This window comes from Microbacterium sp. I2 (genome assembly GCF_051364985.1).
In the GTDB taxonomy this organism is placed as follows: domain Bacteria; phylum Actinomycetota; class Actinomycetes; order Actinomycetales; family Microbacteriaceae; genus Microbacterium.
Map to the genome: position 1 here is coordinate 26,577 of NZ_JBLWIH010000010.1, position 14,712 is coordinate 41,288.

Below are 14,712 nucleotides of genomic sequence, written 5' to 3' on the forward strand. Positions count from 1 at the left end.
TCAGTCGGCCATCCAGCGCCGCAACGCCGCCTCGGACGCGCGCTCGGCGTCGGCGACGGCATCGCCGTCATCCGGCGGGGTCGCTGCTGTGGGAGGAACCGGCAGGACGATCGGTGCCGTCGACACCTCGTCGTCGGCGCCCGAGGTCGCCGCGTCCCGCGGTGCGTCGTCGGACGTCGCGTCGCCCGTGACCTCCGCATGAGGGCCGTCGTCCTGGCTCGGTGCGTCGGAGTCGTCCTCGTGCTCATCCGCCAGCCACTGGGCGAGTTCCTCCGGGTCGTACGCATCGGTGTGCATCGAGGTGTCCACCGATGACGGGGTCGCATCCGGGGTGCGATCCAGCAGGGCGATGGCGTCGTCCACATCGAGCGCGGCATCCGTCGCGAACTGTTCGCCGGCGACGCCCGCAGCCAACGCCTCCAGCAGCTCGATGGCGTCGGCGATGATGTCGTCGCGGCCCGAGTCGTGACCGTGCACGAGCCATTTCGCGAACTCGAGCTCGGCATAGAGCCGGGCACGCTCGCGAGCCCGCGAGTCGGGTGCGCGCCCGCTGTGCGAGACGTACGCGGCGTAGACGTCGTCGGCCGCCGCTGGTGCGGATGCGAGCCACTGAAGATCCGTCGCCGGGTCGCCGATGGACAGACCATGCCACTCCAGGAGTCCGGTCACGGTCGGGACGCCCTCGAGATCTTCGAACAGGAATGACGCCGCGCCGGCACCGCCGAGCACGACCGTCGACTCGAAGCGCCACATCTCGTCGGCGTCGACGGCACGCCGCCACCGGGATTCGAGTCCGGTGGGAAGGCGGTGGGTCGCGACCGCCCGGTCGATCGATCGCTTTACGTCGGCGCGCACCTGCGCCGTCGTACGGGCGGGGAGCCCTTCGGCGCGGACGACCGAGGCAGGCAGCGCGTGAAGAGCTGCCAGCGCACCGCCCAGCGAGGTGGCGGCGCCGCGCCCGGGCGGCAGGTGTGCCGCGTCCACCCGGTAGCCGGGCAGGAAGTCCACCACGACGACGCGCGAGTCGCCGAGCCCCGCCTCGCCCAGCAGCTCCGGCGCGCGGAACGGAAGCAGCCCGCGGACTCCGGGCGTCAGGGCGCGCAGTGCGCGGACCTCGGCGGCAAGCTCCGCCCCGGCTGCCGCCTCTGCGGGTGCGCGGACGACCACTCGGCGTCCGTCGTCCAATTCGGCCACGGCGGAGTCGTAGCGGCCGGTCGCGCCTTCGGTCAGCGCGCCGACTCCGACGACGCCGACCCTGGGCAGTGCCGACGTGATGGACGCGGCTAGAGTGAGGGGTGAGCGTGCCATGTGCCCAGGGTAGGTCGGGCATGCTCGTCCGCCCCCGCGCCACGCCCTGGAGGACACTCGATGACGGCGCCCCACAGCGCGAGCTTGCCTCCTCTCGCCCGTGCCGAGCTGGATCGTGCCGCCGAGGAGCGGATGAGCCCCGGCCTGGTCGAGGCTGCCCGCTCGGATCCCTCGACGCGGGTGCTGGTGATCGAGGGCGACCGAGCCCCGCTCGCAGACCCCGACACCCTGCTTCTGGTGGGCCCCGACGCGGTTCCGGATGCCGCGCAGTGGGCATTCCTCGGCCGCGAACCCGGAGGGGCCGCGGTGCTGGCCGCCGTGTTCCCGGCCGCCGACGAGCGGCTTTTCGCCGCGCCGGGCGGCTGGGCAGGCCTGCGTACGGTCGGCGGCGCGCTCAACGCGCGGGACGCCGGCATCTTCGTCGAGGCGCTGAGCCTCGGTCGCTGGCTGCTGGATGCCCCGCATTGTCCGGCGTGCGGTGCCCTGACGGACCTGATCGACGGGGGGTGGTCCCGCCGCTGCCCGTCGTGCGGTCGGCAGCACTTCCCGCGCACGGATCCCGCGGTCATCGTCGCGATCACCAGCGCGCACGACCCGGATCTGCTCCTGCTCGGTTCGAACGCGCTGTGGGGTGCGAACCGGTATTCGTGCTTCGCAGGGTTCGTCGAGGCGGGGGAGTCTCTCGAGGCGGCGGTGCAGCGGGAAGTCGCCGAGGAATCGGGCATCGAGGTCGACGTCGTCACTTATCGCGGTTCGCAGGCATGGCCGTACCCGCGTTCGCTCATGGTCGGCTTCCTCGCCTCGGCCGTCGACGACGGCGCAGCCCGCCCGGACGGCGAGGAGATCGTCGCCGTCCGCTGGTTCACGCGAGACGAGATCGGTGCGGCGCTCGCCGGCGAGACCGATGTGGCTCTGCCCGGATCTTCGTCGATCGCGCATCGCCTGATCAGCGACTGGCACGCGGGGCCGCGATGAGCGCGCGCGTGCTCGGTGGACTCGACGAGCACCAGCGAGAGGCCGTGACCGCGTTGCGCGGTCCCGTGGCGGTGCTCGCCGGCGCGGGAACGGGCAAGACCCGCGTCATCACGCATCGCATCGCCCACGGTGTCGACACCGGCGCCTATTCGCCGGGCCGGGTGATGGCAGTCACGTTCACCGCCAAGGCGGCAGGCGAGATGCGCGGTCGGCTGCGCGCACTCGGCGTCGAAGGGGTGGCCGCCCGCACGTTCCACGCCGCCGCGCTCGCGCAGCTGAACTTCTTCTGGCCGACGCTCGCCGGCGACACGGCTCCCAGCATCGTCGACAACAAGGTGCGTCTTCTCGCCCACGCCGCCGACGGCGTCGGGATCAGCCCGGATGTCGCGACGCTGCGCGACGTCGCGAGCGAGATCGAATGGCGCAAGGTGTCGATGCTGAGCATCGAGGACTACGCCCTCGCGCGTCCGGACGGGATCGGCCGGCTCAACGCCGACCGTGTCGTGGCACTGCAGCGCGCGTACGAGAAGCTCAAGGACGAGCGCCGTCAGCTCGATTTCGAGGACGTCCTCCTCGCGTGTGCCGGCATGCTCGAGGCCGAGCCGAAGGTGTCGAAGGCTGTGCGCGAGCAATACCGGCACTTCACGGTGGACGAGTTCCAGGATGTGTCGCCCCTGCAGAACCGGCTGCTCGAACTGTGGCTCGGCGACCGTCGCGACCTGTGTGTGGTGGGCGATGCCAGCCAGACCATCTATTCGTTCGCGGGCGCCGACGCACGATTCCTGCTCGAGTTCGACAAGCGGTACGAGGACGCTCGGGTGGTGCGCCTCGAGACCAACTACCGATCGGATGCGGCCATCCTCGACGTCGCCAACGAACTGATGCGCGGGCGGCCCGGGGCGCTGCGCCTGACAGCGGCGGACTCGGTCGGGGCCTCCGCTCCGCCGCCGGACACGGAGACACCGGCGACTCCGCTCCCGACGGTCACGGCGTACGACGATGACCGGGCCGAGGCCCGCGCGGTGGCCGCGCGGATCGCGGCCCAGATCAACGAGGGCATCGATCCGCGCCATATCGCGGTGCTGTACCGGGCCCACTCGCAGTCCGCCGAGCTGATCGCCGCGCTCTCAGATGTCGGAATCGCGGCCAGCGTGCTCGGGGGGCGGCGGTTCTTCGACCTCCCTGAGGTGCGTCAGGGGATCATGGCGCTGCGGGGCGCTTCGGTGGCGCCTCTCGAGGGTGGATTCATCGAGACCGTGCGCGACGTGCTCCGCTCTGTCGGGCTCACCGATGATCCGCCGCAGGCGGGCGGGGCGCTGCGCGATGCGTGGGAGGCCAGAGCGGCTCTGCTGAGACTTGCGCAGGAGGCGCCCGCGGGCACCACACTGCGGGCATTCACCGACGAGCTCGCCGCGCGCGCGAAGACCCACGATGAACCGGCACTGCGGACGGTGACCTTGGCCACGCTGCACGCGGCCAAGGGTCTGGAGTGGGATCACGTGCATCTTGTGGGGATCGCCGAAGGGCTGCTGCCCATCTCGTACGCGACGACCTTCGAACAGGTCGACGAGGAACGCCGCCTGGCGTATGTCGGCATCACGCGGGCCGGGCGAACGCTGTCGCTGACCTGGTCTCGAGGAGGACGGGAGCGTCAGCCGTCACGGTTCCTGCGAGAGATCGGCAGCGGCAGTCTGCGTGCGGTCGATGGATCCGCACGCTCCGGTGGAGGGAACCGGCGCGCAGGCTCACCGAGCGGCTCCGGGGTGTCTCGCGGCGCCGCGCCCCGTCGCTGAGCAGCCTGCCCGCGACGACCCCGGCCTCCCACGTGACGGCGACGTCAGGATCGACTGCCCGGCCGATCAGCTGCGCGGCCACAGCGGGCCAGTGGGGGTCGCGCTCGCGGCGGTGGGCAGCGACGCACGAGAGACAGGCTGACACCCCCGGGAGCACGAACGGGCCCACCTCGGCTCCCGATCCGGTGAGCACCACCGGCAGGTGAGGAACGTCGTCAGCCATGAGCGCCGCTGCCGACCGCGGCGTGGCGACGCGGTGCACGACGAAGACGACGGCGTCCGTCGCCGGGTGCGCGGCACTCAGCGGCGCGAACGGCTCGGCGTCGCTGACCTCGAGACCGACGGCCGCGAGGCCGGCATGGATCGCCGCGCGCTGCGCCTCGGACACCTCGTCGGCAGCATGCAGGGTGACGGTCCTGTTCTCGGTGGGCGGCGCGACCAGCGCAGAGCGGATGCGCGAGAGGAATCGTGTGGCGGCCGTTCCGTCCGGGGCGCCCAGCGCCTGGGCGAACGTCACGAACGCACCGTCGGGCACGCCGTTCTCGAGCTCGCGCACCACGCGCAGCTGCCACGGCTGCGGATCCTCGAGCAGCGCGACCGGGTCGGCGCCGAACTGCAGGACGCTCGCCGTGCGCCAGACCGGGGGATGGGCAGGATCGATGCGCAGCATCCCCCGATCCTGCCCCGCCCGATCCGTCGAGAACCGGTATCCACAGGGCAGGAGCAGGAGAAGCCTGCAGCCTCCTGCCTGTGGAGGAAGGGATGCTACACCGGCCGGTGGTCCTCCGGCGGCCCGTCGTCCGTGCCCGTGTCGTCGCCGGCCTCGTCGGTGCCCGCCTCGTGTGTGGTTGCGTCGTCCGCGGGGTCGCCCCGGGAGCCATCGGCGGAGTTGTCCGCCGCCGCGTCGGCGTCCTCGCCGGCCAGAAGCTTGGCCAGCGCGTCGTCCATCTCGTCCGGCGCCGGCTCCTCGCCCCGTGCTCGCGCCTCGAGCCGCGCGACCAGCGCCGCAGGATCGTCGATGTCGGACGCTCCGGGCATCAGATCGGGGTAGTCCCACAGCGCGTCGCGCGCTGCCGGGCCCACGGCATCCGTCACCGCACGCCACATCGCAGCAGCCTCGCGCATGCGCCGCGGGCGCAGTTCGAGACCCACCAGCGTGCCGAGGGCTCGCTCGGCCGGCCCGCCGACCGCGCGCCGCCGCCGCACAGCCTCGGCGATGCGCTGCGCCGAGGGCAGCCGCGACGTGGCGTCCTCGGTGACGACCTCGACCCATCCCTCGATCGTCGCAAGGAGGTTCTCGAGCCGCGCGAGTGCAGCCTTCTGCGCCTCGGACCGCTCGGGAAGCAGTGCACCGCTCTCGAGCGCGCGCCGAAGCTCCTCGGGCTCGGACGGGTCGAACCGGGACGCGAGTTCTTCGAGGGCGCCGGTGTCGACGTGCACGCCGCGGGCGAAGTCGGTCACCTGCGAGATCACGTGCAGCCGCAGCCACCGCGCGTGGCGGAACAGTCGGGCGTGGGCGAGCTCCCTCGTCGCCGCGTAGAGCGCGAGCTGGTCCTCGGGCACCTCGAGATCGCGGCCGAAGTCGGCGAAGTTCTGCGGGAGGATCGCCGCCTCGCCGTCCGGCATCAAGGGGATGCCGACGTCACCACCGCTGACGACCTCTTTCGAGAGGCTGCCGACCACCTGACCGAGCTGCGACGCGAACAGCGAGCCGCCGACGGTGCGCATGAGCCGCCCGGCCCCCTGCACGAGGCCCTGCATGTCATCGGGCGCCTGCTCGCTGAGAGCCGTCGTGAGGGCATCGGCGATGCTCGTCGCGACCGGCTCGGCCAGCTCCTGCCACACCGGCAGGGTCGCTTCGACCCACGCGCCGCGCGTGATCGACTGAGGAGGCGTGGCGAGCTCCGAGATCGTGGTGGCCTCGCTCAACCAGAGCGCTGCGAGGGCGAAGGCCTGGTCGAGATCCGTGCGCTGGCCGGTCGTCACGCCCAGACCGTCCTGGTTGGCGATGTGCAGGGCCTGGCGCTTGGCCATGTCCCACGCGATCCCGCCCTCGCCCGCTCCCGAGAACGCCCCCTGGAGCTGCTGCATGACGGCCTGCATCATGGCGGGGTCGATGTTCATGCCCGACAGCCGCGAGAGCTGTTCGGGATCGATGTCTCCGCCACCGCCGCCGAACAGCTGCCGGATGAGATCCTGGAACTCTTCTTCCGGGCTCTGCTCGTCACCGGAGTTGGGGTCGTCGCCTGCCACTTCAGCCGCCTTTCAGCCGGTCGGGTTCCTCGCGCTCTACGCTAGTCGCAGCATCCGTCGCACCACCCGGCAGGGACCGCTCACGCCTTACGCCGGTCGCGAACGACCAGGCACTCGACCCCGAGTAGGCACAGAGAGAGGTCCCGCGTGGCCCTGTTCGACGAGAACACAACGATCGCGCCCGCGCCGCGGCCGCGGATGTCGCGCCGCGCACTCGCCGGCATCTGGGCGCTCGCCGTCGCGATGATCGTGCTGCTGATCATCACGTTCCTGCCGACCTCGTATGTGATCCAGCAACCCGGCCCGGTGTACAACACCCTGGGTTCGGCCGAATCGGCCGATGGCGAGGAGGTGCCGCTGATCTCCGTCGAGGGAGCCGAGACGTTCCCGACCGCCGGGGCGCTCGACCTTCTCACCGTGCAGGTGCAGGGCAATCGTGAGCGCACGCCGTCGTGGTTCGAGCTCGCGATGGCGTGGTTCGACCCGAGCAAGGCGGTGCTGCCCATCGACGCCGTGTTCCCCGAGGGTCAGACCACGGAGCAGCGCAACGAACAGAGCGCCGCCATGATGATCGACTCACAGGCGGAGGCGACGGCAGCGGCGCTCGTCGAGCTCGGGTACGACGTCGACGGTCGTCTGTCGGTGCATTCGCTGACGGAGGCCTCACCCGCCGAAGGAATCCTCGAGGAGGGGGATATCATCCTGGGCGCAGACGGCGAGAGCATCGCGGACGTCGACGAGCTGCGCGAGATCATCGACGCCGGCGATGGGGCGCCGGTCGAGCTGCTCATCGAACGCGACGGTGAAGAGGAGACCGTGGAGGTCGCACCCGAGGAGTCGACGATCGAAGGCGAGACCGCGTGGCGGATCGGTGTGTCGCTCACCACCGACTACGACTTCCCGATCGACGTCACGATCCAGCTGAACAATGTGGGCGGGCCGAGCGCGGGCATGATGTTCGCGCTCGGGATCATGGACACCCTGACCCCCGGCGAGCTCAACGGCGGCGCGCAGATCGCCGGCACGGGAACGATCACCGCGAGCGGCGAGGTGGGCCCGATCGGCGGCATCCGTCAGAAGCTCTGGGGAGCACTGGATGCCGGGGCGCAGGTGTTCCTCGCTCCCGAGGCGAACTGCGACGAGGTCGTCGGCCACATCCCCGGAGACCTCGAGGTGTTCGCCGTGGAGGACCTCGATGACGCCATCGCCGTGCTCGACGCCGTCCGTGAGGACGAGGATCTTGCGGGGCTGCCTCGGTGCACCGCGCGGTGAGTCGCCAGGGACTCATTGACTTCTCGCGGATTTCGCCCAGCGCGGACTCGGCGGCCGCCCAGAACCAGCCGCCTAGGATGGGACGGTGACCACGACCTCCGCGCCGACCTCGGCCACACCCTCCCGCTCTCGCCGCGTCATCGCCATCACGCTCGCCATCATCGCCGCGCTCGTGGTGGCGTTCTTCGTCTTCGCCAGCCTGTACGCCGACTGGCTGTGGTACGACCAACTCGGCTTCGACTCCGTGCTCCTGACCCAGTGGGGCGCGCGCGTCCTGATGTTCGTCATCGGGTTCCTCGGCATGGCGCTGCCGGTGTGGCTGGCGATCCAGCTCGCCTACCGGCTTCGCCCCGTCTATGCCCGACTGAGCTCGCAGCTCGACCGCTATCAGGAGGTCGTCGAGCCGCTCCGCCGGCTGGCGATGTGGGGGATCCCGGTCTTCTTCGGCTTCTTCGCCGGATTCGCCGCCTCTGCGCAGTGGGAGACCACGTGGCTGTGGTTCAACGGCGTGGCCACCGAGACGACCGACCCGCAGTTCCACCTCGACACCGGGTTCTACATGTTCGCCCTGCCGTTCTGGGGCGCGCTCGTCGGCTTCGCCTCGGCCGTCCTCCTGGTGTGCCTGCTGGTCACGGCGCTGGTGTCGTACCTGTACGGCTCGGTGCGCGTGGGGCAGCGCGAACTGCGCATCTCGAAGTCGGCGCGCATCCAGCTCGCGGTGATCGCGGGCCTCTATCTGCTGGTGCAGGGCGTGAGCCTGTGGCTCGACCGCTACCGCACCCTCGTCGAGCCGGGTGCCGCCGGGCGCATCACCGGCCCGGGCTATACCGAGGCCAACGCCGTCATCCAGGGGCAGACGATCCTCGCGTTCACCGCCGTGATCGTCGCGGTGCTCTTCTTCGTCACCGCGGTCATCGGCCGCTGGCGCTACCCGCTGATCGCGACGGCGCTGCTCGTGGTCTCGGCGATCGTGCTGGGCGTCGGCTACCCGTGGGTCGTCCGCACGTTCCAGGTGCAGCCCAACCAGCTGCGACTGGAGAGCGACTATTACCAGCGCAACATCGAGATGACGAAAGAGGCCTACGGCATCGACGGCCTCGACAAGAGCGACTTCGAGGCGGTCACCGACGTCGAGCCGGGCCAGCTGCGCGAAGATGCCGAGACGACCGCGTCGATCCGCATCATGGACCCCGCGATCATCAGCCCCACGGTGCGCCAGCAGGAGCAGTACCGCGCGTACTACCAGTTCCCCGAAACGCTCGATGTGGACCGCTACGAGATCGACGGCCAGTCGCAGGACACGATCGTCTCCGTCCGCGAGCTCGACGTCGAGCGCCTCGGCGCCGCTTCGAACTGGCAGAACACCACCGTCGTCTATACGCACGGCTACGGCCTCGTCGCGGCCAAGGGCAACGCCCGCACCGATGACGGCTTCCCCGAGTTCATCGAGCGCGGCCTGCCCACGACCGGCGTGCTCTCGGCCCAGGAGGACTTCGAGCCGCGTGTGTACTTCGGCGAGAACTCGCCGCCGTACTCGATCGTCGGAGCACCGGAGGGGTCCGAGCCGGTCGAGCTCGACTATCCGTCGGGCAGTGACGGCACATCCGAGAACGAGACCCGCACGACGTTCGAGGGCGATGGCGGTCCTTCGGTCGGCAATGTCTTCAACCGTCTGATCTACGCGCTCAAGTTCCAGTCGGAGCAGATCCTCTTCTCGGACTACGTCAACGAGGAGTCGCAGATCCTCTACGACCGCGACCCGCTCTCGCGCGTGCAGAAGGCGGCGCCGTACCTCACGCTCGACAGCGACCCGTACCCGAGCGTCGTGGACGGCCGCATCGTCTGGATCGTCGACGGGTACACGCTCAGTGCGAACTACCCGTACTCCTCGACGGTGAGCTTGCAGCAGGCGATCTCGGACTCGAGCAACCCCGCTCCGCGGTTCGCGCTGGACGACATCAACTACGTGCGCAACTCCGTCAAGGCGACCGTCGACGCGTATGACGGCTCGGTGAAGCTGTACGCGTGGGAGCCCGAGGACCCGATCCTGCAGACGTGGCAGAAGGTGTACCCCAACACCATCGAGCCGATCACCGAGATGTCGGGCGACCTCATGAGCCACGTCCGGTACCCGACCGACCTCTTCAAGATCCAGCGGGCGCTGCTCGGCGTCTACCACGTCGACGACGCTCGCGCCTTCTTCCAGCGCGACAACGCGTGGGCGACGCCGGAGGACCCGCAGGATGCAGGCACCTACCAGCCGCCGTACTACCTCACGATGCAGATGCCGGGGCAGGAACAGCCCACCTACTCGATGTTCACGACCTTCATCCCATCGTCGGAGGGAGGGGCGAGCCGCAACGTCATGATGGGCTACCTCGCGGTGGACTCCAACGCCGGAGGCGAGGCGGGGAAGAAGAGCGACGACTACGGCAAGCTGCGCATGCTCGAGATCGCCGCCGACACTCCGGTGCCGGGTCCCGGCCAGGTGCAGAACACCTTCAACGCCGATCCTGCGGTCTCCGCCGAGATCAACATCCTGTCGCAGGGCCAGTCGGACGTGCTGAACGGCAACCTCTTGACCCTGCCGGTCGGAGGCGGCCTGCTGTATGTGCAGCCGGTCTTCGTGCAATCCTCCGGCAGCACGCAGCTGCCGACGCTGCAGCGGGTGCTCGTGGCCTTCGGCGACCGGATCGCGTTCGAGAACACGCTCGACGAGGCACTGGATGTGCTCTTCGGCGGCGACTCGGGAGCGGACGCCGGCGACGGCGAGATCACTCCGACGCCGGGACCGACTCCGACCCCCGGTCCCACCGACCCTGCGCAGCCCACGGAGCCGACCGAACCCGCCGAGCCGACCGACGAGTACCAGGCGGCGCTTCAGGACGCGCAGCAGGCGATGCTCGACCGGGACGCCGCACTGCGGGAGGGCGACCTCACGGCCTTCGCCGAGGCGGATGACCGTCTGACGGCCGCCGTGGAGCGACTGATCGAGCTGGGCGCGCAGCAGTAGCGCTTCGCGAACGACAGTGAGGGCCGGCCCGAATGGGCCGGCCCTCACTGTCGCGTCGGGACCGCGCTGAGGCGATGTGTCACAGGAGTCAGCCGGTGAGGACGGCGTACCAGATGAGGAGCAGCGTGACGAAGAAGCCCGCGATCTGGTTGAGCCACAGGAAGCGGCGCCAGCCCCGCGTCGCCGCCGCGGCGTTCTCGTCCGCGATCGATCGGTACGGCCACACGGTCGCGAGATAGGGGAGGCTCACGAGCGCGGCGAGCGGGCCGGGCCACTCGGTGCCGAGCATGATGACGCCTGCCGGCGCGTAGCAGGCCAGAGCGAATCTCGCCGTCCAGGCGGCTCCTCGGGAGGTCGCTATGGACGAGATGCCTGCCGCGCGATCGGCCACGACGTCCTGCACCGCACCGAAGGCGTGCGATGCGATGCCCCACAAGGCGAACGCGAGGATGATCGCGACCAGCTGCCAGGTCCACATCGCACCGGCCAGGACGAGTCCGTAGACGGCGGGAGAGAAGAAATGGATGCTGCTGGTCACCGAATCCGCGAACGGGCGCTCCTTCAGCCGCAGCGGGGGAGCGCTGTAGAAGACCACGAAGAAGAGGCTCGCCGCAAGCACCAGCCAGGACGCCGGCGACCCGACGGCGATGAGGTAGACCACGAACGGCACGCACGACAGGCCGGCCGCCCACAGCGTCGGCCGGTGCAGGCGGCGCTCGAGGACCGCGCCGTGGACGCCGCCCTTGCGAGGGTTGCGCACGTCGGATTCGTAGTCGAACACGTCGTTGACGCCGTACATGGCGAGGTTGTACGGAACGAGGAAGAACAGCGTCCCGAGCACAAGCGTCGCGTCGACCTCGCGCGCAGTGAGGAGGTATGCGGCCGCGAAGGGATACGCGGTGTTCACCCAGCTCACCGGGCGTGAAGACACCAGCAGCCGGCGGGCGAGGGCTCCGAAGCCGATGGAGGATGCGGCGTTCACGAGCGTTCCTCGGCCGGCGAGACACGCGGACCCGGCAGCAGTGTGAAGACGGCGGGTACGAGGAAGGCGGCGCACACCGCGTAGGCGAAGTCCTCGATGGGTGCGAGCCCGATGCGCGCGCCCGAGATCAGCTCGGGCGGGTAGGAGAACAGGTCGGCAGCGATCATCAGGTTGTCGAACACCGCAGTGAGCACCACGAGGACGGCCGCGGCGACGCCCGATGCCGCCATGCGGCGCCCGAAGTGCGGGCGCCGCAGTGTGAGCAGAACCGCGACGACGGTCACGGCCGCGAACGGCAGCACGATGAGGCCGTACGTCATTCGCGGTCCGATCCTGCCGGTGCCGAGGCATCCGTCGTCCGTCTCTCGACCCCGCGCAGCGCCGCCGCCCACGACACCAGTGCGAGGTAGCACAGGAACGCCAGGAATAACGGCTCCTCGAGCGGCAGGTGGGGAGCCAGGTCGATGCCGATCAGCAGCGGGCTCTCGCCCTTGACGAAGACGCTGGCCGCGATTCCCGCCGCGTCCCACGCGAGGAAGAACCCGGTGCCGATGGCCACGGCGACGCCGGTGCGCACGGGCGACCGCCATCCTGCGAGCGACCAACGGCGGTCGAGAAGCGCGACTCCCGCGGCCGAGAGGAGGATCGCGCCGAGGTAGAGACCGGGCACGCTCACACTCTCGCAGGTTCGGCGATCGGACCGGGGGAGCGATCGCCCCGCAGTCGCTTGACCACCAGCTCGGCCGAGATGAGGCACATCGGCAGTCCGATGCCCGGAAGCGTGGACGAGCCGGCGTAGGCCAGCCCAGGGACTTTGCGAGAGGCGTTGCGGGGCCGGAAGACCGCGCTCTGGCCCAGGGTGTGGGCCAGACCCAGGGCGTTCCCGCGCCACGCGCCGAACTCCGCCGCGAAGTCGGCCGGGCCGATCGTGCGGCGCACGACGGCACGCTTCTTCAAGCCCGGGATGGCGCACCAGTCCTCGATCTGACGGATGGCGCGATCGGCCGCCCCCTCGATGCGCGGGTCGCCGCCGCCCTGCTCGCCGCCTCGGCCCAGCGACGTGTCGGCGGGCACCGGAACGAGGACGAAGAGGTTCTCGTGCCCCGCCGGGGCGACGGTCGAGTCGGTGGCGCTCGGTCGGCAGACGTACAGCGAGGCAGGATCCGGCACGCGCGGGCGCGATCCGAAGATGTCGTCGAAACCCGAGCGCCACCCGTTCGCGAAGAGCAGCGTGTGGTGCGCCAGCTGCGGCACGTCTCCTTCGACCCCGAGGAGCACCAGCAGCGCCCCTGGGCTGGGCGTGCGCCGGCGCCACCACCGTTCGGGGTAGCTCTGCTGGTCGTGGGGGAGCAGCTCGGTCTCGGTGTGGTGCAGGTCCGCACCTGACACCACCAGGTCCGCCGGCAGCCGGCGTCCGTCCGCCAGGACGACGCCGGAGGCCCTGCCTCCCGTGGTCGCGATCCCGGTGACCCGCGCGCCGGTCTCGATGACGGCGCCGGATGCCTCGGCCAGCCGCGCGACGGCGCGCACGACCTCGACGAAGCCGCCGCGGGGATAGAGCACGCCGTCGTCCAGGTCGAGGTGACTCATGAGGTGGTAGAGGCTGGGCACACCGTACGGCGACCCGCCGAGGAAGACCGCAGGGTACTGCAGGATCTGTCGCAGGCGGGGGTCGGCGAAGCGCCGCTCGACGTGGGAAGCGAGGGTGCGGGTCAGCAGCGGTGCCAGCTGCGGCATCCGCTTCACCAGAGCCGGATCCCGCAACCCCGCGGTGGTCTCGTAGGTGTCATAGAGGAACCGTGTCGTCGCGAGCTCGTAGGCATCGGCGGCCGAATCGAGGTAGCGCGAGAGCCGGGCTCCGGCACCCGGCTCGACGCTCTCGAACAAGGCGGTGGCCGCAGCGCGACCTGAATGCACATCGAGCGGCTCGGCGCCGGTCGCGGGGTCGGAGTACACGCGATACGCGGGGTCCAGCGGGACGAGGTCGAGCTCGCGGGCAGCAGTGGTGCCGAGCAGCCGGAAGAAGTGCTCGAAGACCTCAGGCATGAGATACCAGCTCGGACCGGTGTCGAACCGGAAGCCGTCGCGTTCCCAGCTGCCCGCACGTCCGCCGAGCTCGTCCCTCGCCTCGAGCACCCGGACATGCCAGCCGTCGGCTCCGAGCAGCGCGGCGGTCGCCAGACCCGCGACGCCACCGCCGATCACGATCGCCCCTCGGCCCGCTCCGGTGCGCACCGCCGTCATGTTCTTCCCGCGCGCGGCGCGAACCCCAGCCATGCGCGCGCGGCGAGCCGGGCCTTCACCGTGCCGGGGACCCGCACGCGTCGTACGCCCCCGTCGTCGGCGCGCAGTCTGGTGGACAGCTCGGCGAACAGATCGTGCGCCGCCGTGACCGCGCGGCGGCAGTCGGAAGGCAGGAGCGGAATCGTCGCGGCCGCGGCTGCCAGGTCGGCGTCGATGCGGTCGAAGACTTCGGCGCGTGATCGCCTCGGGTCGAGGCCAAGGTAGTCCCGCCCCAACGCGGTCGCGTCGTGGTCGAAGTCCCGCAGGAAGTTCACGTCCTGGAAGGCGGCGCCCAGTCGGCGGGCGCCCTCGGCGAGCGTCGCCGAGGGCTCCACGGGCCGCGGAGCGCCGGCGCTCACGAACACGCGCAGGCACATCAGCCCCACCACCTCGGCCGAGCCGTACACGTAGGCGTCGTGCGAGGCGCGATCGTGCCGGCGCGTCGACAGATCCGTGCGCATCGAGGTGAAGAACGGTCCCACGAGCCGTTCGTCGATCCCGCATTCGCGGGCGGTCGCAGCGAAGGCGTGCACGACGAGGTTCGCGCTGTAGCCACGGCCGATCGCCGCGAGCGTCTCGTGCTCCAGCTCGTCGAGCACGGCACGAATGGCGCCGTCGTCGAGTCCTGCCGTGCGGGCGGGTCCGTCCACGATCTCGTCGGCGATGCGCACGAGCGCGTAGACCGACCGCACATGAGGCCGTGGGCGAGGCCCCAGCAGGCGGCACGCGAGTGAGAACGAGGTCGAGTAGCGCGCGATCACGGTGGCCGCAGCATCCCTCGCTGTCTCGTCATAGAGCGCGAGCCCCGTCGGGCCATCTCGTCGCATGCGCGC

The 14,712-nt window shown here is 70.6% G+C and carries 11 protein-coding genes; 4 read left to right on the forward strand and 7 right to left on the reverse strand.

Translation table 11 applies throughout. The features are described from left to right. Window positions 1-1,308, reverse strand: coding sequence for an aminoglycoside phosphotransferase (locus ACLKM7_RS09280; protein ID WP_436446919.1), 1,308 nt, complete (start codon window positions 1,306-1,308; stop codon window positions 1-3). 60 nt (window positions 1,309-1,368) lie between these two features. On the opposite strand from ACLKM7_RS09280, the gene nudC reads away from it, so the two are divergent. Further along, window positions 1,369-2,283 carry an NAD(+) diphosphatase gene (gene nudC, locus ACLKM7_RS09285; RefSeq protein ID WP_436446920.1) on the forward strand — a complete coding sequence of 305 codons (915 nt, stop codon included), beginning with the start codon at window positions 1,369-1,371 and terminating at the stop codon, window positions 2,281-2,283. Further along, the gene (locus ACLKM7_RS09290; RefSeq protein ID WP_436446921.1) at window positions 2,280-4,076 is read left to right on the forward strand and encodes an ATP-dependent helicase; all 1,797 of its coding nucleotides are present in this window, start codon (window positions 2,280-2,282) and stop codon (window positions 4,074-4,076) included. Before nudC ends, ACLKM7_RS09290 begins: the two co-directional genes overlap by 4 nt. A 765-nt stretch (window positions 4,077-4,841) precedes the next feature. Here the strand turns inward: ACLKM7_RS09290 and ACLKM7_RS09295 are convergent. Continuing rightward, the gene (locus ACLKM7_RS09295) at window positions 4,842-6,329 is read right to left on the reverse strand and encodes a zinc-dependent metalloprotease (RefSeq protein WP_436446922.1); all 1,488 of its coding nucleotides are present in this window, start codon (window positions 6,327-6,329) and stop codon (window positions 4,842-4,844) included. Between the two features lie 147 nt (window positions 6,330-6,476). Here ACLKM7_RS09295 and ACLKM7_RS09300 point away from each other — a divergent pair, with 147 nt between their 5' ends. Further along, the gene (locus ACLKM7_RS09300; RefSeq protein ID WP_436446923.1) at window positions 6,477-7,601 is read left to right on the forward strand and encodes a YlbL family protein; all 1,125 of its coding nucleotides are present in this window, start codon (window positions 6,477-6,479) and stop codon (window positions 7,599-7,601) included. Window positions 7,602-7,686: 85 nt separating this feature from the next. After that, the gene (locus ACLKM7_RS09305) at window positions 7,687-10,614 is read left to right on the forward strand and encodes a UPF0182 family membrane protein (RefSeq protein ID WP_436446924.1); all 2,928 of its coding nucleotides are present in this window, start codon (window positions 7,687-7,689) and stop codon (window positions 10,612-10,614) included. 88 nt (window positions 10,615-10,702) lie between these two features. Here the strand turns inward: ACLKM7_RS09305 and ACLKM7_RS09310 are convergent, their stop codons facing one another. From ACLKM7_RS09310 to ACLKM7_RS09330, 5 genes are read right to left on the reverse strand one after another with little or no spacing between them, the layout of a single operon-like run. Next, window positions 10,703-11,596 (reverse strand): prenyltransferase, encoded by an 894-nt coding sequence (locus ACLKM7_RS09310; RefSeq protein ID WP_436446925.1) that lies wholly within the window; start codon window positions 11,594-11,596, stop codon window positions 10,703-10,705. Beyond that, complete coding sequence (locus tag ACLKM7_RS09315) at window positions 11,593-11,916, reverse strand: lycopene cyclase domain-containing protein (protein WP_436446926.1); 324 nt, start codon at window positions 11,914-11,916, stop codon at window positions 11,593-11,595. The genes ACLKM7_RS09310 and ACLKM7_RS09315 overlap by 4 nt, the downstream gene beginning before the upstream one ends. Further along, window positions 11,913-12,266, reverse strand: a complete 354-nt coding sequence (locus tag ACLKM7_RS09320; protein WP_436446927.1) for a lycopene cyclase domain-containing protein — start codon at window positions 12,264-12,266, stop codon at window positions 11,913-11,915. The genes ACLKM7_RS09315 and ACLKM7_RS09320 overlap by 4 nt, the downstream gene beginning before the upstream one ends. 2 nt (window positions 12,267-12,268) lie before the next feature. Next, entirely contained in the window at window positions 12,269-13,840 is a 1,572-nt protein-coding gene (gene crtI / locus ACLKM7_RS09325) for a phytoene desaturase family protein (protein ID WP_436447219.1), read from the reverse strand. After that, entirely contained in the window at window positions 13,837-14,706 is an 870-nt protein-coding gene (locus ACLKM7_RS09330) for a phytoene/squalene synthase family protein (RefSeq protein WP_436446928.1), read from the reverse strand. Before ACLKM7_RS09330 ends, crtI begins: the two co-directional genes overlap by 4 nt. Between the last annotated feature and the right edge of the window lie 6 nt (window positions 14,707-14,712).